This is a genomic window from Paenibacillus shirakamiensis (assembly GCF_017874255.1).
GTDB classification, from domain to species: Bacteria; Bacillota; Bacilli; order Paenibacillales; family Paenibacillaceae; genus Fontibacillus; species Fontibacillus shirakamiensis.
In genome coordinates, this window is record NZ_JAGGLD010000001.1 from 144,660 (window position 1) to 166,367 (window position 21,708).

Annotated in this window: 17 protein-coding genes; 12 read left to right on the top strand and 5 right to left on the bottom strand. The window is 41.1% G+C overall.

The window, feature by feature from the left end:
- The first annotated feature begins 18 nt into the window (after nucleotides 1–18).
- Nucleotides 19–6,222, top strand: coding sequence for a toxin C-terminal domain-containing protein (locus J2Z69_RS00595; RefSeq protein WP_209858252.1), 6,204 nt, complete (start codon nucleotides 19–21; stop codon nucleotides 6,220–6,222).
- A 4-nt stretch (nucleotides 6,223–6,226) separates the two neighbouring features.
- Nucleotides 6,227–6,739: a hypothetical protein gene (locus tag J2Z69_RS00600; protein ID WP_209858253.1), complete on the top strand. Its 513-nt coding sequence runs from the start codon at nucleotides 6,227–6,229 to the stop codon at nucleotides 6,737–6,739.
- A gap of 290 nt (nucleotides 6,740–7,029) precedes the next feature.
- Here the strand turns inward: J2Z69_RS00600 and J2Z69_RS00605 are convergent, their stop codons facing one another.
- The 4 genes from J2Z69_RS00605 to J2Z69_RS00620 form a co-directional block, all read right to left on the bottom strand.
- Nucleotides 7,030–7,440 carry an NUDIX hydrolase gene (locus J2Z69_RS00605; protein ID WP_209858254.1) on the bottom strand — a complete coding sequence of 137 codons (411 nt, stop codon included), beginning with the start codon at nucleotides 7,438–7,440 and terminating at the stop codon, nucleotides 7,030–7,032.
- Nucleotides 7,441–8,302: 862 nt separating this feature from the next.
- A complete protein-coding gene (locus J2Z69_RS00610) occupies nucleotides 8,303–8,764 on the bottom strand; it encodes an SRPBCC domain-containing protein (RefSeq protein ID WP_209858255.1) in 462 nt (153 codons plus the stop codon).
- A gap of 153 nt (nucleotides 8,765–8,917) precedes the next feature.
- Nucleotides 8,918–9,202: a hypothetical protein gene (locus J2Z69_RS00615; RefSeq protein ID WP_209858257.1), complete on the bottom strand. Its 285-nt coding sequence runs from the start codon at nucleotides 9,200–9,202 to the stop codon at nucleotides 8,918–8,920.
- Nucleotides 9,202–9,882: a helix-turn-helix transcriptional regulator gene (locus tag J2Z69_RS00620; RefSeq protein WP_209858259.1), complete on the bottom strand. Its 681-nt coding sequence runs from the start codon at nucleotides 9,880–9,882 to the stop codon at nucleotides 9,202–9,204. The genes J2Z69_RS00615 and J2Z69_RS00620 overlap by 1 nt, the downstream gene beginning before the upstream one ends.
- A 233-nt stretch (nucleotides 9,883–10,115) precedes the next feature.
- Here J2Z69_RS00620 and J2Z69_RS00625 point away from each other — a divergent pair, with 233 nt between their 5' ends.
- Complete coding sequence (locus J2Z69_RS00625) at nucleotides 10,116–10,589, top strand: CBS domain-containing protein (RefSeq protein ID WP_209858261.1); 474 nt, start codon at nucleotides 10,116–10,118, stop codon at nucleotides 10,587–10,589.
- Between the two features lie 890 nt (nucleotides 10,590–11,479).
- Here the strand turns inward: J2Z69_RS00625 and J2Z69_RS00630 are convergent.
- Nucleotides 11,480–12,553, bottom strand: coding sequence for a M42 family metallopeptidase (locus J2Z69_RS00630; protein ID WP_209858263.1), 1,074 nt, complete (start codon nucleotides 12,551–12,553; stop codon nucleotides 11,480–11,482).
- Nucleotides 12,554–13,037: 484 nt separating this feature from the next.
- Between J2Z69_RS00630 and spoVAC the strand changes: the two genes are divergently transcribed.
- The 9 genes from spoVAC (at nucleotide 13,038) to yhbY (ending at nucleotide 21,697) form a co-directional block, all read left to right on the top strand.
- A complete protein-coding gene (gene spoVAC / locus J2Z69_RS00635) occupies nucleotides 13,038–13,529 on the top strand; it encodes a stage V sporulation protein AC (protein ID WP_209858264.1) in 492 nt (163 codons plus the stop codon).
- Between the two features lie 41 nt (nucleotides 13,530–13,570).
- A complete protein-coding gene (gene spoVAE, locus J2Z69_RS00640) occupies nucleotides 13,571–13,921 on the top strand; it encodes a stage V sporulation protein AE (RefSeq protein ID WP_209858265.1) in 351 nt (116 codons plus the stop codon).
- 313 nt (nucleotides 13,922–14,234) lie between these two features.
- Entirely contained in the window at nucleotides 14,235–15,191 is a 957-nt protein-coding gene (locus tag J2Z69_RS00645; protein WP_209860390.1) for an AAA family ATPase, read from the top strand.
- 3 nt (nucleotides 15,192–15,194) lie between these two features.
- Nucleotides 15,195–16,436 (top strand): DUF58 domain-containing protein, encoded by a 1,242-nt coding sequence (locus J2Z69_RS00650; RefSeq protein ID WP_209858266.1) that lies wholly within the window; start codon nucleotides 15,195–15,197, stop codon nucleotides 16,434–16,436.
- On the top strand, nucleotides 16,429–18,654 hold the full coding sequence (locus J2Z69_RS00655; protein WP_209858267.1) for a transglutaminase TgpA family protein: 2,226 nt from the start codon (nucleotides 16,429–16,431) through the stop codon (nucleotides 18,652–18,654). The genes J2Z69_RS00650 and J2Z69_RS00655 overlap by 8 nt, the downstream gene beginning before the upstream one ends.
- Nucleotides 18,655–18,777: 123 nt before the next feature.
- Nucleotides 18,778–19,305, top strand: coding sequence for a YqeG family HAD IIIA-type phosphatase (locus J2Z69_RS00660; protein ID WP_209858268.1), 528 nt, complete (start codon nucleotides 18,778–18,780; stop codon nucleotides 19,303–19,305).
- The gene (gene yqeH / locus J2Z69_RS00665) at nucleotides 19,302–20,429 is read left to right on the top strand and encodes a ribosome biogenesis GTPase YqeH (protein WP_209858269.1); all 1,128 of its coding nucleotides are present in this window, start codon (nucleotides 19,302–19,304) and stop codon (nucleotides 20,427–20,429) included. The genes J2Z69_RS00660 and yqeH overlap by 4 nt, the downstream gene beginning before the upstream one ends.
- A 54-nt stretch (nucleotides 20,430–20,483) precedes the next feature.
- Nucleotides 20,484–21,344, top strand: a complete 861-nt coding sequence (aroE, locus tag J2Z69_RS00670; RefSeq protein ID WP_209858270.1) for a shikimate dehydrogenase — start codon at nucleotides 20,484–20,486, stop codon at nucleotides 21,342–21,344.
- A 56-nt stretch (nucleotides 21,345–21,400) separates the two neighbouring features.
- Complete coding sequence (yhbY, locus tag J2Z69_RS00675; protein WP_209858271.1) at nucleotides 21,401–21,697, top strand: ribosome assembly RNA-binding protein YhbY; 297 nt, start codon at nucleotides 21,401–21,403, stop codon at nucleotides 21,695–21,697.
- The last annotated feature ends 11 nt before the right edge of the window (nucleotides 21,698–21,708 follow it).

Below are 21,708 nucleotides of genomic sequence, written 5' to 3' on the forward strand. Positions count from 1 at the left end.
AACGGAGAATATTAAATAATGTATTTTTTGAAGTTTAAAAAGGCCTTATCTGTTTTATTAACGGCTACATTACTTGCTAGCTTTGCAACAGATGTTATAGAGCCTACAGCGGCCTATGCAGAAGAGGATACTTCGGATCCACAGATCCAGTTCCTTGTTAGTCAATTTTCTACAACAGAAGCAGTGATTCAAGATTATAGAGACAAGGGCTATTCTCTTGGACAGATTGGTTCTGCTTTTTATAAAGCGAGGCAAGATAAGACTAGCTTTGACGTTGCCTTAGCAAGTCTTTATCCCAAAGAAGTTAATAAATCAGCTGAAGCTACAACCAAAGTAATTAACAAACTAGTGAATCCATTATTTGAGAAATTTAATGCCGTTGAAAGTAGTCAGTCTAGTATCGTAAAGACGAAAGACTTTTTCCCAGCAGATCATGATCTAGGAACGCCAGATCAGAACAAGCCTACGGAGGAGGAGAAGGGTTGTACACCTTCTGATGATCAAGTTTCACCGGAAAATAAGGAAACAGATACAGAAAAAGAGAGCACGCTGGATAGCAAAAAGGGTGAACCATCGGATTGTGCTCAAGATGAAGTGAATTCGGATAAGCCAGCAACGGATAAATCAGAAACAGACAAGCCAACAACAGAAAAACCTGCAACAGAGAAGCCAACAACAGACAATAATCCTAATACTAAGCCTGACGAAGGAAATCCTCAAGACTCTGCAACAGATAGCAAAAATTCAGCAGCTACAGAAGAGACGGATAAGACAACTATAGAAACAGACCAGAAGGCTGATATACAAAATCTCACTTCTGAGGGGGATAAGAAAGATAAAACTGGCAATACAGAAGCCTCTACAGATGAGGAAGAAGGAACTACAGAAAAAGCAAAAGATGAAGGGAAGCAAGGAGCTTCCACAGAGTCGAAAGAATCTGCTAAAGAAAAGAAAAAGTCTAATAAATCGCTCTTACGAGATGCACAAGAAGTCAAGCCTGTATTAGAAAAAGCTCCGAAATATGATAAAAATTCGTTTAATACAGCGCCATTCTCTATTGGGAGTAACAATGAATCCGTATCTAGTCTTTCTGGGGGATTAGGATTACAGCAGACCGATGCAACATTACCTGGTAGAAATGGACTATCCTTCTCCCTGAGTCGTCAATATAATTCAGATGATTCTAAATTTTACGAAGTAGGTCATGGTGTTAACAAGTATTCATACAATATGTATAAGTATTTTGTACAATTTAATGGAATTAGGAAACAAAAAATTCCTCAGTATACTGTCAAGTACATTGAGAGTCGTACTCCTCAAATTGATTTTAATAATGATGGGGTTCCGGACACAGATTATGGCGTTTTGGACACACAGACCCTTACAAAGGGAGTCTATGCAACAGCAGCAGAAGCAAATCAAGTGGCTAGTAGACGTGTCACATATACCATTCCCGCAGAATTTATAGAAATCAAGGATTCTAGAACAAGCTCTTCGAATAGCTTTCCTTCATCCATTTTCTACACATCTAATGGTTTGGGAGGAACTTTATATCAAGATGGAGCTGCTGTTGTAACATCAGGTTCTTATCAAGCTACGCAGTCAAGGACTGAAAGTACTTCTTGTACCAATGCACAGCAAGGGAAATATGACAAAAATGGTGTGTGGTCTCCCACAGAATCCGACCATCCTTGCCCTACATCCATTAGTTATAATTCAGGAGGTTTCAGCGGAACATTAAATCGGGTCGATACAAATCAGACCAAAGCTTGTCCTTCCCCTAGCAAAGCTTCCGCAACTTATACTTGCACCGTTACTTATGTGGCTTCGTATAAAGGTGATGTAACTAAGCCAGGATATGATACCCGTCAATATAAGCAGAATTACAAGGGAACGATAACGAAACCCTCTTATACTACAGATACCAAATATACAGAATGGGAATCTCTAGGAGGTGGTGCGAAGCAGAGATATGCATACACATTGAAAGAACTACCTTTCGTGGAGACTTCCATAATTGAAGGACCAGGTACCAGCATATCGCTAAGCTCGGTTCCAATTGATTCATGGTCCGAAGCAAATGATTTTAAAAATCTAATTATGAATAATCCCGGAGAATTATATGATGATGATGAAGGCGAATATAATGATTATATATCTTCAAGCCCAAATGCAACTGTTCAGTCCTTTGTATATGATGTTGGAGAAGGCGAGACGTATTACAATAGCACATCTAAGCCTCTCAATGAAAAACTCTATCCTATTGGAAAAGGGTGGTCTTGGAAACTTCCTTATGTAGACACACAAGATGGAAAGCAGAGAGTCTATCTTGCAGAGGGTGGATCCTATGAAGTAGAGGGAACCAAGCTCAAGGGAAGCGATTGGGAAGGACTTACTTTTAATAAAGACACAACCGTTACAGTCAATGGGGAAGTTTCACAATATGTACTGACGAATGTAGATGGAACATCGAATCAATATTTTGCACAAGATGGTCGCATTTTACAAATTTCAGATGCTTATAAGAATACAGTTCAATTCATGTACGAACAGAATGCGGTTTATGGCCGTAAATTATTATCTCAAGTGAAAGATGCAATTGGTAATACAATTCAAATCTCTTACTCTGCGACCCAAGTGACCTTAAGCAAAGGTAACAAAGTGGTGCAGTATAACAAGCATACAGAACAAGGTATAGAACTCCTAGATTCTGTGACGGACGAGATCGGAAGAAAGACGACATATTCCTATAAGTTAGTCGATGCTAAATTCAACCTGATGAATGATTATCCAGAAAGAGCAATTTCCAATCCATATGTATTAATGTCTCAAGTTCAGTATCCAACCGGTGCGGCAACAATTTATACGTACGAAGCAACACCAGTCAAGCGTTATTTAGGAACGAGTTCTGTGGAAGATCATTATCGTATGAGTTCACGTAAAGATCAAATCTCTTACGCAGATGGTACGAAGAGTGATAATAACCGTCAGACATTCTTTTATAATGGTGACTTAGGTTCCTCGTACGATCAAGATATGACATTCTCTACCGTCATGGACAATGGATTAACAAATACTAAATCTACGTATAAGAAGCGATATAGTTCAGAGTCATCACAATATTATCTGGATCAGATGGTAATAAAAGCAGATGGATTAGAGAAGACGACAGCGTATACGTATGGGAAGACGGTGGCTAATCATCCTCTTGCTTCAGCTACCCCTACAGGAACAGTAACAACTAACAATTTAAATGGGGATTCCTTGTCCACTTTAACGCAATATGATGATTACGGGAATGTAACTAGCTCTACGAATGAGAAGGGCGCTGCAGTAACCAATACCTATGATTCCAACAAGCACTGGCTTGTAAGTTCTACTGAACAAGTAGACATGAATAATTCTAAATACACTGAACTATCTAGGAACTCATTTGGAGATATTACTCAAATCGTGGTTCGTAAGGGAAGTAACACAGGACCGTTATTACAACAAGTGAATTATAGTGGGTTTGATTCTTTTGGTAATATGACTTTGCAGACGCTATTAAATGGTTCCAAACAAATTACTACGACAACGGAGTACAGCTCAGTCTATCAATCAGCATTTCCGACAAAGCAAAGTGTCAATGTTACTGATGCAGATGGTAAAGTGAGTACAGTCAGTTCCTCCTTGGAATATGATTCTTTGAGAGGCAACGTAACAGCTAGTGTAGATGGTGAGAATCATCGGACGGAGTATCAATATGATGCTTTAGGTAGAGCTACCAAAGTCATATATCCTGACCACACATCGTTAAGTAGTACTTATGATGATATTCAGAATACAGGGACAGTAACGAATGAATTAGGGATACAGTCCATGACAAGATGGAATCCTCTAGGTTCCCAGATCGAAAAGGGGATAATAGGTAACAAGGGTTATGAAGTAAAAGAGAAATCTGGGTATGATCCCTATGGAAGAGTAGACTGGAGTGAAGATGCTCTAGGAAATCGAACGAAATATCGTTATGACTCTTGGGGACGCAATACTTCCACAGTTTCCGCAGATGGAACGGAAGCAAGAACTACCTACAATGATAGTGCAAGAACTCAGACACAAATCGATGCGGAAGGAAATGTACAAACCAGTAGTTCGGATATATATGGAAGAACAGAAAAAATCGAAGAAAAAACTGCTGCGGCTACTTCCTTGAAAGTGATGAGCAAGAGTACCTATGATAAAATCAATGGGTCGTTACTCACTCAGACCGATGCGAATATGAATACCACAAATTATAATTATGATCTCTTAGGTCAATTAATGAGTGTGACTGACGCAAATGGAGACACCACTAAGTATAATTATGATATGTTTGGTCAGCTCATCTCTAAAACAGATCCCAATGGGAGTGTGAAAGAAAGTACCTATGACGAATTAGGAAGAGCTATAATAACCAAAGATAAAGTAGGACAACTAACTAAGCAGTATTATAATGCCAACAACAGTCTAATTAAGAGTGTGGACCGCAATGGAATTACGAAGAATCTAACGTATGATCTGAAGGAGCGTTTGATACAACGCATAAGCCCCGATGAGACAGTGAGCTTTGCTTATGATGATACTGGTAAACGAGTGAGTATGACAGATAAGACGGGCACGACATTATATCAATATGATCCATCTACAGAGGAATTAAAACAGAAGACATATTCTGATGGTCAAATATTGAAGTTGGATTATGATGCAGCGGGCAATCGTACAGCATTGTCAGGTCCTTTTGGACTTAACGTGACGTATACCTATGACAACATGAATAGACTTAAGACTATTGGAAGTAGTAAAGATGATATTCCGTTAGCTGAATATGCTTACAAAGCAAACGGACTGTTGCAACAGACAAGTGTGAAGTCCAACATCACCACGAAAAACAATTATGAGGGGTTGAAATTATTATCAGTTGAACGCAAAAAAGGCGATCAATTGTTAACTAATTTCGAGTATGGTTATGATGCCAATAGTAATATCATCAGTGATCTTGCTCCCAATGGAACGTTGAATTCCTACAAGTATGACAAGTTGAATCGTATTTCTGCTTCATCTGCATTTGATGAAGAATATGCTTACGATAAGGTAGGCAATCGTTCATCATTAACAACCAATCAAGTTCATAATGCTGAGGAAAAAACGAACACATTTGATACTCAAAATCAATTGATCCAAGTGAAAGTCAATGGTAAATCGGTACAGTATCAATATGATGGCGATGGACTTCTCGTAAATCGTACCGAGGATGGTACCAAGAGTAGATACTATTATGATGGCGATCAAATTATTGCGGAAGCATCAATTATTAATGATAAACCTCAACTGAAAGCTCGATATATAAGAGGTCAGAAGCTGGAAGCTATTGAATACCCAGATGGCAAGAAAGTATATCCATTTACTAATGGACATGGTGATATCACTGAGATTCGAGATGAGAATGGAGCAGAGTTAAACCACTATGAGTATGACATTTGGGGAAACATCCTAAAGCAAGAGGAAACTGTATATAATCCATTCCGGTATTCAGGGGAGTTATGGGATAATACTGTTCAATTAGAATATCTTCGAGCTAGATGGTACAATCCAAGCGAAGGAAGATTTATTAGTGAGGATACGTACGAGGGCCAGATTAATAATCCGATGAGCCTTAATTTATATACGTATGTTACGAACAATCCATTAATTTATATTGATCCCTCGGGAATGTGCGGTATAAAAAGTTGGAAAGATGCTGGAGACTGTTTTGTAAAAGCTGCTAAAGTAATTACAGTAACGGCAAAAACAATTTGGTATATAGCCAATGAAGCAGCCTTAGCCTATCCACCAGCTGCTGGAGGCGAATTCGTTATTGTTAAGGGAGCTGGATTTGCATGGAATGGATTTAAATGGGTTAAGACAGCCATTACTGGAGGTACTAAAGTTGAGAGCACGTATAGGTTAAAGTTAGATTTGCAACTGTTTGGACGTATGAATTCTCAAGCGGCCGAAGCGGCAGCAAAAAAGCTTGGATATACTAAGACAAACTTCTATTCTAATGGAGCCCCTGTCTTTAGGAAGGGAAACAAGTATATTACCCCTGATGTCGATAGTCATATTGGTGGGGTATGGAAAATGGCTGATTCAGTAAAAAATTTAGGAAGCAAGTCTACAAGAAAGGGTACTTATAATAAAGATTTAAAAAGGATAGGGGATTAATAAAATGTATTGTTGGAGAATAACAAAGTATGACCCAGTTTTTCGTGATAATGAAGGAAGATTTAAAAAAGAAGAATGGACATCATTTTCTGATATTGGGAGATTTTATGAAGGAAGTCAATTTACCATAACAGATTATCTGTCTATAGAAAGTAAATATATTAATGCAGTAACGTCTCTAATGGAATATATGAATTTATTTTCACTGAAAATTACAAATGTAGAGAAATATAACGATAGTGCAAGTCATAATCAGTATATTTCGAGAAGCATGACTGAGCTTTTAGCAACTATAAAAAATGGAGATCATATTGACATTACAAATGTACCCGATTTATGTAAACTAATTCTTCGAAATCATTTATGGGGTAAGCTGTCGATGTCTTCCATGTTTGTTCATTTTGGTTACGACTACTATATGTATATTGGACTGCAAAAAGAGTGTCCACTTAAGTTAAACGAAATTAGGAAGGCAGGGTTATTTGTAGAGCCATTTGCTTCACCGTATCTATGCTAACTTTTTAAAAAAGAAACCTTGATTGGCTTCATGCCTTTCAAGGTTTCTTTTTTTGTGGGGTTACCCTGGGACGAACGAATCTATCACTCAACCATTAATCAGGTCTTATTTGCAGTATATCTTCATTAAATTATGGGGTTCTTTCGGTAGGTAATTTAAAGTGAGCTAGCATTATAATAAAGTATGTTTTAGGTATACAATTTTTATGAATTCAATCATATAAAAAAGAATAATAAATCTAATTTTCATTCTAATCCCAATCTTACATAATAGAAATATATCTAACTTGCTCATAAAAGTTTATTGATCACCCCAGCCATACTTTTCGTCATATACTTTTCAGTCTCTTCATATTTCACGTACTTATATCCATCTACCTCGGGTAGCATCTGATGGCTGTGATAGTGTTTAAAATAGGAGGTGCATTCTAACTTTTCTAGCTCTGGCAATTGAGGCGTCAGCCATCTAAATACATGCAGATCTTTATCCTTCATATAAGGAAATACAGATAAATCTTGAAGTTCATGTATATCTAATATCAGTCCCGTCTCTTCTTGCGTCTCTCTTAGACACACTTCAATAGGTGATTCACCATGTTCTTGTAGCCCTTTAGGCAGATCATAAAATGAGTTGCCGGTCGAGTGGCAAGCGAGAAACTGTGTTCCATCGGTGATAAATGCGGCTACGGAAATTTTTTTCATGTGAATCCTCCATTGCTAGTTCGGAAATTATGTAGTTTACACTTTTTTTCTTAAGATATACAATTTTGAAACCAAGCCTAACATCCTTATATTCATAATCGACAAAAATTGAGAAATCAATAGTAAAGAAGGGATACAGTTGAACTTTCGAGAGCAGATTTTTACGGAAGATGTACTTGAAGAAATAAAGTTAGCTAAAGAACTATGCCAAGACATGAAAGTCAATGGACTACCATTACAATGTTTTGCTCTATTACATAGCCTACTTATCGAAGAATCTACATCCTATGATAAAAGCATCCTTCTATCCATGTATGCACAAATTAAGGATTATAATGACTATTGGAAGGAAATTCATTGGTTTGACAATTCAAAAATGGAACTGATCCTAGTAAAGTTCAAAAAGTTAATAAAATGAATCTAGGCTCCGTCCATGTCTTTAAATTGTATTCTGAAGAGGCTAAGAGGGGCATGAATACATGATTTATTTACTTAGATATGTTCACTAGAGATCTGGTCCACTAAATCCAAATAGCAGTGAGTTAATGATAACAATTACAAATAACATTAGTTCTGTCTCCTAAGCCTCCATCCAAATTCAACTGTTCACAACTCATTACATGTAACACAATTAGCTTATCTTTAATTATATAGACGATTGGATGCAATTTTATTTAGGTGAAAAAAGCATATTTGAGTACTGTCGTCCCATAATTCATATAATAAAATACACCATTCAGAGAACACTTTGAAATAATAGGTTAATTTCAGGTGTTTATCTAAACAGTGCATTTCGTTTTTTAAATCTGTATTCGTTCTATCTCTATCTTACTCCAGTTCCTCTTTATCTAGCCTTTCCCAACTATTCAGCACTATACTCCAGCGGCCTGCCTGTCTCCAGCAGCGACTTTAAACTGCTTAAAATAAACCACCATGATGCGTCACTGCGCTCATAGTTAGGATCTTCTGCCTGCCACTCATCATGGGTAAGGATAAGTTTAGTAGTTGAGCCAGCAGGTTCTACTTCCCAAGTAATTCGGGACGTCGGATTGAAGCTGTCCGGCTGCTCTAAATAACTGGGACCTACTTGATGGGTGAATTGAAGCAGACGACCCGGCTCGTAGTCCAGCAACGTTCCGAACACGTGGACCGTCTCGTCACCATCTTTGCCAGGCCCAACGTAGGCTAAAGCACTCCCTTTCTCATATGTAGACTGAATAATACAACCAAAATAGATTTGAGCAACGTACTCGGGCTCCACCAAGGCTTTCCATACTTTGTCTTGTGTGGTCGCGATATAAAATTGATATTTTAAGGGATGCATGTAAAGTGAAACCTCCTTAGATTATAGATTCTCATTCATTATATGGGGCATTCACTGACAGTTACGGTCAGTAAAGATCAGTAAAGTTCAGTAAAGATCAGTAAAGTTCAGTTAAATTTAGTGGAGTTGAGTGAATTTCAATGAAGTTCAATGTCAGATTTGTTGCCGATAATGACCCATCATTTCTTCTAATACTTCAATCATTCGTTTGCGTAAAATATCAGGTTCCACGACAGCAATCGCCCGTCCGTAAGGAAGTAGAAAATAAGGTACATACGTATGTATTGCCTTCTTTTGAATGCGAAATACCGCTCGTTCTACATCTCTTTCTTGTAGGGCATATGAAAATAGCCAGTGACGACATAGTTCGTCAAGAGCTTGGTTCTGACCGGAAATAATGACTGTTATCAGCGTGTCATCCGATTGAACACCTGGCACTAGATGCTGAATGAATAATCAGCCGCTGCAAAATTCTCCGGAATTTCGAACGAACACTCAGTTAGTCTTACATCCGCCATGCGATCGACCCGGAAACTGCGAATATCCTGCCGAAGATGGCAGTAGCCAACGACATACCAAGTACTTTTCCACTGGACTAAGCCATACGGATCAATAGTTCGCTGAACATCCTCCGTGTCACTATGTTTACGGTAGCGCATCTGAACGGAAAAACCCTCAGCCGCTCCTTGTTCTAAGCACTTCAAATAAACTTCCCATGCAGAAGAGGAAGGCGCTAACACCTGAAGTGTTTTCTCATGGCGTTTGGCTAATTCCACTTGATCCGGGCCAATATATTGTTTGTAGCTATGTATAATCTTGCGTAATTGTTCTGAATGGGGAAAGCCGGTGTCCAGTGCAAAATTTACGGCTTGAATTAACGTTCTCTGACCTAACACATCTAGTAAAAGAGGGGCTGATGTGAATCCCTCGTGTAATCGGTATCCTCCATGATGACCAGCGTCTGAAATAATAGGTACGCCGCTAGCACATAAACCATCGATATATCGATAGACAGAGCGAGTGCTAATTTCTAATTCTGTAGCTAATTCCTGCGCAGTGACACTGCGGCGTGCTTGAAGAATCCACAAAATGGACATCATATAATCTGCTTTAGCCAATAGAGTAACCTCCTGTAAGCCTGACAAAATAACAAAACAACAAAATAACAAAACAACAAAATAACAAAATAACAAAATAACAAAATAACAAAATAACAAAATAACAAAATAACAAAATAACAAAATAACAAAATAACAATTAAGTATGTGACAAAATGCACATAATATATGTACATAGAAGTGTATAGTCAAAGTATGACATGTCACACACAGCCAGAGAAGGGGGATTTTTTATGAAAGTCAGACAGTTTATGATTCAGACTCCCGTTACAGCAAGTGGTAGTACAACCTTAAGAGAGTTACTTCAGCTTTTAGTGGATAACAAAATTGGTGGGGTTCCTGTGGTGAACGAAGAACATCAGCTTATTGGGATGATCAGCGATGGCGACGTTCTGAGGTATATTCGGCCGATGAGCGGACGAGTCTATGATTTCTTCTCTTATACTATTCAGACGGATGCACAGACGTTGGATGAATCCGTGACAAGTAAATTGCAAACACGCGTAGACAAGGTTATGGTGAAAAAAGGGCTCTATAAGGTCTCTTCGAATGATCCGATAGACACTGCGCTGGACATTTTATCTAAACATCATTTTAAAAAAATACCTGTCGTTGATGGCGATAAAGTAGTGGGCGTCATCAGCCGGGGCGATGTCATTCGGCAGTTAGTGAACACGTATGTACTAGATTCCCCTTCACCAAGCTAATACTATGTAACAATAATAAATAATAAAGAGAGCAGAGATAGAGAACAAAGTGATTTAAGAATTTCAAAGAAATTCATTGGAATTTAAAGAATTAAAAAGAGGAGCAAAAAGATTAAAAGAATCATGAAATTAAAAAAGAATTCAAATAACTTAATTGAACTTAATAGTAATTAATAGACTCAAGAGAGGGTGAAAAACAAAATTAGATGAAGAAGACAATTGAAAAAGAATAAAAAGAAAACAACAGAAAATTTGTATGAAACAAAAAAGTACAAAATGCAATAAGTGAATAAATAGTATAAGTGAATAGAAGAGTATAAGTAATCGAGTAAATTCATAGAAAAAAATTAATGTATTAGATTCAGATTAGTAGAGATGATAACTATAAGTTGATATTTATGCAAAAGCTCCTCAAAAATCATCAGCAAAGATATCTTCAATGCAAACACACTGCGTATCCATGTTTTTCGTAAAAATGTATTTGAGTAGAAGTTTATAACTAATCCATATTGTGCGATTACCCATTCTACAGTAAAAATCAATTATTACTAAGATCTTATAATACTAAAAAACTTAACTAGTAATGTTCCAACTCTTCACTTATACAGATATTCAATCGTATATCCAACATTATCCAACAGTTCATCCAACAGCAAATTCCATATAGATCTTACAGAACAAAGACCCTTTCCGAGCCGGTAGCTCAAAAAAGGGTCTTTTCTTGTCTTTGCATCTGATTTTCTATGCTGATTTTATTCTTCTATTCAATTCCAAAGCTATAAAGTCATAGCTATTCAGCAGTTCTAAGCACTAATTTTCATCCAGAACTGTCTCTTTCTCTTAGCGCATATCTGCGTCCATTAGATGAACCATCCAAGCATCCAAGCCTATTAGCTATTCTCCAAAATGGTATTCAGCGTTGTGCGATCAAGTCCCTTGACCAGCTTCACTAACAGCTCTTTGGCAGCCGCATAATCGTCCGTATGAATGATGGAGGACGAAGTATGAATGTAACGGGAGCAGATACCAATGATCGTGGAGGGAACACCGATTCCGCTCAAATGCACTTGTCCGGCATCCGTACCGCCCGGAGATACGAAATACTGATATTTGATCTTGTGTGTATCTGCCGTATCCTGCACATATTCGACCATACCTCGGTGCGTGAGCATCGTTGGATCGAAGATCCGAAGAAGCGCGCCTTCCCCTAGTTGTCCAAAAGCACGCTTATCACCCATCATATCGTTCGCTGCACTGGCATCGAGTCCGAAGAAGATGTCCGGCTGAATCAAATTCGCCGCCGTACGCGCGCCGCGAAGACCAAGTTCTTCTTGTACGGTAGCGCCGCAGTATAATACATTCGGAAGTTGTTCGGTATGTAGTGCTTCCATAAGTTCTATAGCAAGTCCAACTCCGTAACGATTGTCCCAAGCTTTGGCCATGATCTTCTTAGGATTCGCCATCGGTGTAAAATCACAGATCGGCACAATTTGTAGCCCGGGACGTACGCCAAAGCTTTCCGCTTCTTCCTGACTGTCTGCACCAATATCGAGGTACATGGTCTTTAGATCCACAGGTTTGTTACGAGTCACTTCATCTAAAAGATGGGTAGGAATAGAACCGACAACTCCTACAATGCGGCCTTTAGGCGTAATAATCTGTAGACGCTGAGCTAGAACGGCTTGGCTCCACCATCCACCTAGCGGTTGGAAGGTGACCATACCCTTGGCCGTAATCCCGGTCACCATGAATCCGACTTCATCCAAATGCCCTGCGACCATAACTTTAGGTCCTTGTTCATCGCCGCGTAGAACGCCAAAAAGGCTTCCGAGTCGGTCCTGTACAAATTCCTCGGTATAAGCAGACAGTTTGTCTTTTACGAATCCCCGAAGTTCACGTTCAAAGCCCGGTGCTGAAGGGAATTCGGTGAGATTACGAAATAAATCCAGTGTTTGTTCATTCATGATGATGTCCTCCTTTAAGTTCAGTACTCTTAGTATGAACCCATCCAGCCGAGTTGTGCAACCCGTACCTGATTTAGAGAAGACAGGCACAACCTGATGCCTAGAGGAATACGTTAGTTGAAGAATGCCGGAATCTCAGGCGGGGGGCAACTAGTATGCTGACGATTCAAGTGAAGGAACTGCTAACCATTTGTCTTTTATTTATTGTGTTGGTATTGGTGTTATATGTGCTTCATCAATGCGGCTATCTTTAGTCCACTAAGAACATGTAACAGCGCAGCAGAGCACCGATGACTCTTCCATCCTTTGGAAGGGTTCTTTTTATGTTGAAGTCTGAATTCCAATGTCCATTTGAGCCTTATACACTTCAGCCATATGGATGATTTACCAATCATAACAATTTAATATTTGAACCATACTGATAAGGAAGAAAAAGCATTCCCGGATCAACCCATAGTCAGAACTAGGGTTAGGAGGAGTAAATATGGCGACAAAACCAACAAGCTCACGTTCACAGGTAAAAGGATTGAGCCCGAAGGAATACCAAGCCATTGCCAAACAGCATGAACCTCGCAAAAATATCCTGACGAACTGCCTCAAAGCTTTTCTGGTGGGAGGAGCAATCTGTCTGATTGGACAATGTATTCAGCAGTTTTTTATGTCCTACTTCGATATGACGACCAAAGAAGCGGGGAATCCCACGGTTGCTGTCCTCATCTTCATCTCTGTCGTAGTTACAAGCTTAGGACTATATGACAAATTAGCGCAATGGGCGGGCGCGGGTTCAGCTGTTCCAGTAACCGGATTTGCGAACTCCATGTGCTCTGCGGCGATCGAACATAAGGCAGAGGGAATGGTGCTTGGGCTAGCAGCTAATATGTTCAAATTAGCAGGTGCTGTCATCGTTTTCGGCGTTGTAGCGGCTTTTTTGGTTGGCATCGTTCATATTATTTTTGGTCTGAATGGTGTCCACTAACTTTACTTAAAGCGATACTTTGAAGACAGGAGGAAAACACATTGATTTTTTTATGGGCCTTTCTAATCGGTGGATTATTTTGCGTAGTGGGTCAGTTAATGTTCGATGTATTGAAGTTAACACCAGCGCATACGATGAGCACTTTAGTTGTGGTTGGTGCACTCATGGATGCTCTGGGTTGGTATGATCCATTAGTAGAATTTGCGGGTGCAGGAGCTTCTGTGCCGATTACGAGTTTTGGTAATGCATTAGTGCATGGAGCGCTCACGGAATTACAGCGGGATGGCTGGATTGGCGTAGTTACTGGGATTTTCGATGTCACCAGCGCGGGGATTTCCTCCGCCATTATTTTTTCCTTTTTCGCCGCTGTGTTAGTTAAGCCAAAAGGTTAATCCTATAGTTACAAATCGGATTGAATAATTTTTTCAGGTTAAGGTTATGAGGAAGTGGATCTATATCAAAGGATATCTATCCATACAATAAAAGGAGTATTTCATTCACCATGAAGATGGTCATGAAATACTCTTTTTTGCTATGTGTGCATAACTGATTTCCTGATAAAAGGGCGTAGCATATACCGCTCTTGTGACTTTATACAGGGAGACAAAAGTATACGCAGGACCATTTCATCATGTACAATAGGAAGATATATACAGACTTATCTTATTTTTAACTGTAATGACAGCGAAAGGGGAACTTATTCACATGACGGTTCTACATGATTCTGTGCAGACGATCACGAACCTCAGATTAAATTTAGAATCCTGCATTCTGGGGAAAACGTTTGAGATAAAATTGCTCCTGACCTCTCTTTTAGCAGGTGGACATGTTCTAATTGAAGATGTGCCTGGAACTGGAAAAACCCAATTAATTAAGGCCCTAGCTCGCTCTATGGACGGGGAATATCGACGAATTCAGTGTAACCCCGATATTTTACCCAGTGATATTACAGGCTTATCCGTCTATCATCCTCATGAGGAGCGTTTTGTATTTCGGCCAGGACCTGTCATGACTAATATATTGCTAACGGATGAGATTAACCGTGCTACGACTAAGACACAGTCGGCACTTCTTGAAGTCATGGAGGAACGAAATGTTACGGTGGATGGGGTAACCTATGCTCTACCACATCCGTTCATGTTATGCGCTACACAGAATCCCATTGATTTTGAAGGGACATATATGCTGCCTGAAGCACAGCTTGACCGTTTCATGATGAAGATTAAAATTGGCTATCCTGACGAAACAACAGAAAGATCGATGCTTCATGCTCATCATGCTGGACAACCTGTAGACCAATTGGTTCCCGTTACGAGTATGGATGAGATTGCGGCTATTCAGCGTGAAATTAGAGACGTACATGTGGAATCCAAAGTAATGGATTACCTCGTGAGCATCGTCCGACATACAAGAGAACATGACAGTGTGCTGCTTGGAGCAAGCCCTCGGGCTTCTTTAGCTTTCCTTCAAGCCGTTAAAGCCTACGCCTTTTTACATGAACGGAATTATGTCCTTCCTGATGATATCAAAATGCTGGCACCTTATGTGCTAGGGCACCGAATCTTGCTTCGGCCCGAATCCCGTATGGATAACCTTCATACTGAAGCTGTACTGAGCCATATTTTGAGACAAGTCCATGTGCCTGTAGCGTTGGAGCGATGAACTATGAATACCATCTTACTTCGTGTTCGGAGGGGACTTAAGACATCTTGGATCTGGAAAGCAGGACTACTGTGGTGCGGGTGCCTACTTTATATGCTGTTTCAAGGTGGCAAGACACCTGTTATGTTACTCACGATGATGACCATTTTAATGGTTTACTGGGGGTTGAGTTCTTGGATTGGGCTATCTACGATTCGAGGAATGCGCTCCCTTGCCCTAGATGGAACGCATGGCATGCAGATGCAGGCTGGTGATCAAGTTCATGTCAAGTTGCACCTGGAATTAAGTGGGTGGATGCCTCATCCGTATATTGTCGTTCGAGAAGTACTAAAGCGTCATAATGATGAGTCATGGATTATTGAAGATAGTGTTATTCCGAAGTTTCGCAATGGGGCAGAACTTTCCTTTCATACTCCGCCTCTTGAGAGAGGACGATATTATTTCGAAGAGACGGAGTGTAGTTCAGAAGATATTTTCGGCATCGTCAAACACGTACATTTATTCAGCTTCCCAGGTGAATTTCAAGTCCTACCTAGAACTGTATTTATTCCGTACTGGCAGCTATTTGATCGTAATTCCCAGTTAGCAGGTCCTGAGACTGCTCAATCCCTTTCTCGGCGAGAGACAACCCAGATTAATGGCGTGCGTGATTATGTATATGGTGACCGCATGTCTCGAATCCATTGGAATGCTACAGCGAAGACAGGCACTTGGAAGTCTAAGGAATTTGAACATGAATCTCTACCAAAGACGGTGCTTGTACTAGATGCGACTTCCGCCAATTATGCTACATCTGCGGACTTCGAACTTGCCGTATCTACCGCCGCTTCGCTACTCGATTATGGCTCAAGAGAGCGAATGAGTATGGGTCTATGTACGCTTGGACGGGAGGTTAGGTCTTATTTTCCCGCCAACAGTGGAGCGGATCGTCAGCGGATGATCCAGCATCTGGTGGAAGTGAGTAGCGAAGGAGAGGGCAAGATTACCAAGCATCTCATAGCCAAAAAAGAACTGTTTCAGCCCGGTACTTTCTTCGTGTTTATCAGCGCATCAAAGGGTAGCGAAGTACTTGATGTACTTCAATGGGCCAAATCCAAACAGATGACGCCTTATCATATATTGACGGGAGATGGGCGCGATAACAAAAAATGGCCTTTGATTCTTGGACGCAGTGGATTTAAAGGAATTTATGTACCGAATCTGCAGGAACTCCCGGTCTCTATGAGAGGAGGCCGTCATGAATAAACGCTGGGGAATGCCCTATTCCTGGTATTACGTCATAAGTGTGATATGGATATTGATAGTATCCTTCCAATGGATCACGTTTGCCAGACCCATCTGGTATGATGAGACGTCTGTACTTGTACTCTATGTACTCTGCGCAGCAGGAGCAGCTGAAGTTCTGCTACCTTGGAACATATGGCTGAAATGGGGTGTCAAGCTTGCAGCCATCGTACTGATTCATTATTACATAATGACATCTTATCTGATCTACGTGGGCTCTGGACCTCTTTTTCCTGAACGATTCATTCAATTTCTTACAACGGTTCTTCCTTACTTATGGTTTTCTTTACCAGCGTGGGCTTTATTCGAAGTGACTGTGCGTCTATCTGTGAGCCGAAGGTTTATATTTGCCTTCTTAACGCTCAATATCGCGGGATTTGGCATACTGGATTCATTTACTCTATATAATTTATGGCCTCAGATTGCTTGGACTGTGTTAGCGGGTCTGCTGATCTTAATTAGTTATCATTTCCGTAAATATCAGACGAAGTATCCTGTGGGCTGGAGACAATTGCGATTATATCCATTTAAAGTGTTGGTAAATATAGTAGTTGTGATCTCTTGTGTGCTGCTGCTCGGAATCAATATGCCCTCCATTGATCCGCTGCTCACAGACCCTTATTCTGCTTGGCATGATCGGACAGGAAAGCTTAAAGTGTCTGAGCAACCATCGAAGAATGGACACACGAACTCTTCTTCTGGCTATAGTCGTAGTGATAGCGAGCTTGGGGGAGGATTCAAATATGATTATAGTCCTGTCATGTCGATCAGTACCCCCAGAGGTTCCTATTGGCGGGGTGAGACACTTAGTTTCTATACGGGGCAGGGTTGGATTAGTCTTCCCGATGATCAATATGAGAATGTATATGATAACAAGCCTTTAACGCCGGGAAATGAAGTAAGCAGCAAAGTGAAGACCGTCAAGGTCGAACAGACAATTCAGATGTTAGGTAAAGACACGTACCCCGTTTTATTTGGTGCCTTTGCAGCTTCTCAAGTTACGGTAGTGGAGGATACGGCGCATCATGGGCCTAGTATGTCATGGAGTGCAAGGGATGGCGTACTTAGATGGAACGGCTTCGAGCGTGCTCCATCCCGGCAGGAGAATTACCCGACTGAGTATAAGCTCATATCTGAAATCCCGATTATTCCTGTAGATACAATCAAAACGGAGACGTACAGCCAGCTATATGGATCTAAAGGCGTCGACAATAAGTATTTGCAACTTCAGAATAATTACCCGAAGCGTGCTAAGGACCTTGCCCTCGACATTACGAAAAATGGGAAGACACCTTATGAGAAAAGTATTCTTTTGCAAGATTACTTGAAGGGTCATTACGCCTACTCTAATACACCTAGTCTTACGCTCAAGAAAAGCGATGATTTTGTAGATAGTTTCTTATTTGAGATTAAGGCAGGGTATTGTGATTATTTCTCCACATCGATGGTGACGATGGCACGTTCTATTGGTCTTCCTGCTCGATGGGTGAAGGGATTTGCTCCGGGCCACCAAAATGAAGGGGCTCCTGATTTGAGCGGTAATAAGGAAGCCAAAGCACCAGAAGGCCCCTACACCGTGACAAATTCAGATGCACATTCATGGGCAGAGATATACTTCGGAGAGTATGGCTGGATTTCGTTTGAGGCTACGCCCGGCTTTGCTCTTCCATCGGTAGATCAAGAAGCGGCAGTAGATAAGACACAGGAAGACAATGAGCCGGAAAAACAGCCTCAATCTAAGCCAGAAGAGCCCGCTAAAAAGGTCAAACAAGAAACGAACTTGAATACGACTTGGATTATTCTTACTGCGGTCGGCATCTTAGCTGCTTGGGCTGGATATATGCTGTGGAGACATCGTAGAGCGCTATACTTCCTGAGACTTCGCCTTCGAGCAGGTCGCTCCCTTACGTTCAGTGAACATGTTGTAGGGGATACCAATCGATGGTTAGCTCAGATGAAACGAAAAGGATTCACTCGGAATCAACATCAGACGGTAAGAGAAGCTGTAGTTCGCTGGCAGCAAGATGCACCGTTCTTGCATCCTGAATTAGAAGGAATTCTAGCCATATTTGAGAAGGCGAAATATAGTCCTCATCAGATAGAGGAAACGGATATAGAGAATATCCATAGACTTCTTGAAGAATGTTACCGAAAGGCCAAGAAGAGCACTCGAAGATAGAGCTGATAGTAAGCTATAAGAATGAGTTAATACGTCCCTGGATGATGGGTTTCCAGGGGCCTTTTCTTTTTACTCGACACAAAGATTATGGTATAGTTTGCTTTAGAAACTGAGGTGACGTCATTGTTTGAGAAGTTGATACCCAAATTACGGGTGAAGACGGTGTTCGATATTGATTTGGAAGGCTTGTACGCTTCGGGCTACCGCGGGATTATTACAGATCTAGATAATACGCTGGTAGGGGCGAAGGAACCGCTGGCCACTCCGCTTTTAGTGGAATGGTTCGAGAAAGTAAAGCAATGTGGATTCAAACTGATTATCGTATCAAACAATAATTTGAACAGGGTTTCGGCATTTGCGGCCCCTTTAAATATTCAGTTTATACATCAAGCGAGAAAGCCATCTAATTTACCTTTTCATAAGGCACTACGTATGCTTGGCTTCACTGCACAAGAGACGATCGTTGTGGGTGACCAGCTCCTTACAGATGTGTATGGTGGGAATCGTATGGGTCTGCACACGGTGTTAGTAGATCCCATTTCCATTGCAGATGAAGGATTCGGTACGAGATTCAACCGCCAAGTGGAACGTTATGTGCATCGTCGCTGGCGTAAGGTTGGATTATGGATGGAGGAGGACAAGACGAAATGACAGAAGCATCACCTATTCCAGATGGAATGCGGTGTAGTGGGTGCGGCATACAGCTGCAAGCCGAAGACACCAGCAAGCCGGGGTATATCCCTCAACAAGCGCTGGACCGTGAACCGGTCATTTGCCAGCGCTGTTTCCGTATCAAGAACTATAATGAATCTTCATCGGTAACGGTAGAGCAGGATGAATTTTTGCGCCTGCTGAGCCAGATTGGAGACAAAGATGCATTGGTCATCCATATCGTGGATATCTTCGATTTTGACGGCAGTCTGATTGGTGGATTGCAGCGTTTCGTAGGTTCCAACCCAGTGATTCTAGCTGTCAATAAGATTGACTTGTTACCGAAGGTCACGAATTGGAACAAAGTGCGGAACTGGGTACAGAAGCAAGCGAAGGAAATGGGCTTGAAGACGCTGGATATTGTATTTTGTAGTGCGAAGCAGAATCAAGGATTTGATCGACTTCTCGATATGGTACAAGAACATCGCGGAGATCGTGATGTGTATGTGGTCGGAGCTACGAACGTGGGCAAATCCACGCTCATTAACCGCTTAATTCGGGATTACAGTGATCTAGAGCAGGAACTTACGACTTCAAGATACCCAGGAACCACGCTGGATATGGTCAACATTCCGCTGGATGACGGCCAGTATATTATTGATACGCCAGGCATAGTGTATCCTTCAAGATATAGTGAACTAGTTAGTCCATCGGATCTCGGCATTATTATGGCGGACAAGCCGCTTAAGCCTGCAGTGAATCAGCTAAATGCAGGGCAGACGCTATTTTTTGGAGGATTTGGGAGATTTGATTTCATTCAAGGCGAGCATCAATCGTTCACAAGTTACGTGAGTAGTCGAATTAAGATACACCGGACTAAGCTCGAGCGCGCCGATGAATTATTTGCACAGCATGCGGGTGAGATGTTATCGCCTCCGAGCCGTGAAGCATTAGAGAAACTGCCAGCTTGGACTCGTCATGAGTTCAGAATTACAAAAAATAGCAATGTCGATGTATTTATGTCGGGACTCGGATGGATCAAAATAAACGGTGACACAGGTTGTGTCATTGCTGTTCATGTTCCTAAAGGGGTTAAAGTGCTGGTTCGTCCGTCACTGATCTAATTTTAGGCCTGACTGCTCTATTTGGCGGAAGGGGCCTTTGGAGGTACTTCATACATGAGTCAACCCATTGAACCACTTCTGCTTGGCGTTATGGGCGATCCTATCGCTCAGTCTAAGTCACCTTTGATGCATGAATCGGCCTTGAAGGCAAGTTCAATACAAGGGCGTTACGTTCCCCTGCATGTACTAGCTCGGGATTTGCCGCGTGCTATAGAGGGGATACGCGCCATGAATTTTCGGGGCGTCAATGTGACGGTTCCACATAAAGTGGAAGTTATGCCGCTGCTGGATCACATCGATGAAGCCGCTTGCCGTATAGGTGCTGTGAATACGATTGTGAATGATCACGGGGTACTAACAGGATACAATACAGATGGAATAGGATATGTACGTTCTTTGAAGGAAGAAGTGACATCTAATCTTGAAGGGTCTACCATACTAGTCATTGGTGCAGGCGGCGCTGCGCGGGGAATCATCTATGCGCTTCTCCAAGAACGCCCAGCGCAGATTATCATAGCGAATCGGACACTGGACAAAGCTGAGAAGCTGGTGGAGGAGTGGTCGGATATAGGCCATTTGACAGCTATTTCTATGGATGATGCAAGTAAAGCGGCTTCTGAAGCAGATATCGTGGTTAATACGACATCCGTTGGTATGGTCCCGGATATACATGAACTTCCACTCGTTGTAGAATCCTATCGATCAGGTGCAGTCTTTAGTGATCTAATCTACAATCCACTACAGACGGAATTTTTGCGTCAGGCTTCACTACAAGGTTGCCGTGTTCATAGCGGTCTTGGAATGTTTATCTATCAAGGAGCTTACGCCTTTGAATATTGGACGGGTGTCACACCCGACATTGAAAAGATGCGTCAAGCTGTATTGGATAGTCTCAGTCTAAAGACTAGAATTTAAAGATAAGAATAAGTCAGAGCACGATGCTTTGGACATTTAAGGGGTTATGAAATTACATGCTTACAGGTAAACAAAAGCGTCACTTGCGCAGTCTAGCTCATCACTTACAACCTATTTTTCAAGTGGGTAAAGCTGGTATGAACGAACAAATCGTTCGTCACATCGAAGATGCCATTGAATCCAGAGAACTGATTAAGTTGTCTGTTCTTAACAATTGTCTAGAAGATCCCAAAGCTATCGGTCAAGAACTTGCCGAAGAGTCGGGTGCTGAATTAGTGCAAGTCATTGGTAGAACGATTGTGCTATACAAAGAATCCAGAGATAACAAACAAATCGAGCTTCCGAAGAAGTAAGAAGGGATCGA

Bases quoted from the DNA above. Each gene is read 5' to 3' on its own strand.
- J2Z69_RS00595 (WP_209858252.1), top strand. From the start codon at position 19: ATGTATTTTTTGAAGTTTAAAAAGGCCTTATCTGTTTTATTAACGGCT.
- J2Z69_RS00600 (WP_209858253.1), top strand. From the start codon at position 6,227: ATGTATTGTTGGAGAATAACAAAGTATGACCCAGTTTTTCGTGATAAT.
- J2Z69_RS00605 (WP_209858254.1), bottom strand. From the start codon at position 7,440: ATGAAAAAAATTTCCGTAGCCGCATTTATCACCGATGGAACACAGTTT.
- J2Z69_RS00610 (WP_209858255.1), bottom strand. From the start codon at position 8,764: ATGCATCCCTTAAAATATCAATTTTATATCGCGACCACACAAGACAAA.
- J2Z69_RS00625 (WP_209858261.1), top strand. From the start codon at position 10,116: ATGAAAGTCAGACAGTTTATGATTCAGACTCCCGTTACAGCAAGTGGT.
- J2Z69_RS00630 (WP_209858263.1), bottom strand. From the start codon at position 12,553: ATGAATGAACAAACACTGGATTTATTTCGTAATCTCACCGAATTCCCT.
- spoVAC (WP_209858264.1), top strand. From the start codon at position 13,038: ATGGCGACAAAACCAACAAGCTCACGTTCACAGGTAAAAGGATTGAGC.
- J2Z69_RS00645 (WP_209860390.1), top strand. From the start codon at position 14,235: ATGACGGTTCTACATGATTCTGTGCAGACGATCACGAACCTCAGATTA.
- J2Z69_RS00650 (WP_209858266.1), top strand. From the start codon at position 15,195: ATGAATACCATCTTACTTCGTGTTCGGAGGGGACTTAAGACATCTTGG.
- J2Z69_RS00655 (WP_209858267.1), top strand. From the start codon at position 16,429: ATGAATAAACGCTGGGGAATGCCCTATTCCTGGTATTACGTCATAAGT.
- yqeH (WP_209858269.1), top strand. From the start codon at position 19,302: ATGACAGAAGCATCACCTATTCCAGATGGAATGCGGTGTAGTGGGTGC.
- aroE (WP_209858270.1), top strand. From the start codon at position 20,484: ATGAGTCAACCCATTGAACCACTTCTGCTTGGCGTTATGGGCGATCCT.
- yhbY (WP_209858271.1), top strand. From the start codon at position 21,401: ATGCTTACAGGTAAACAAAAGCGTCACTTGCGCAGTCTAGCTCATCAC.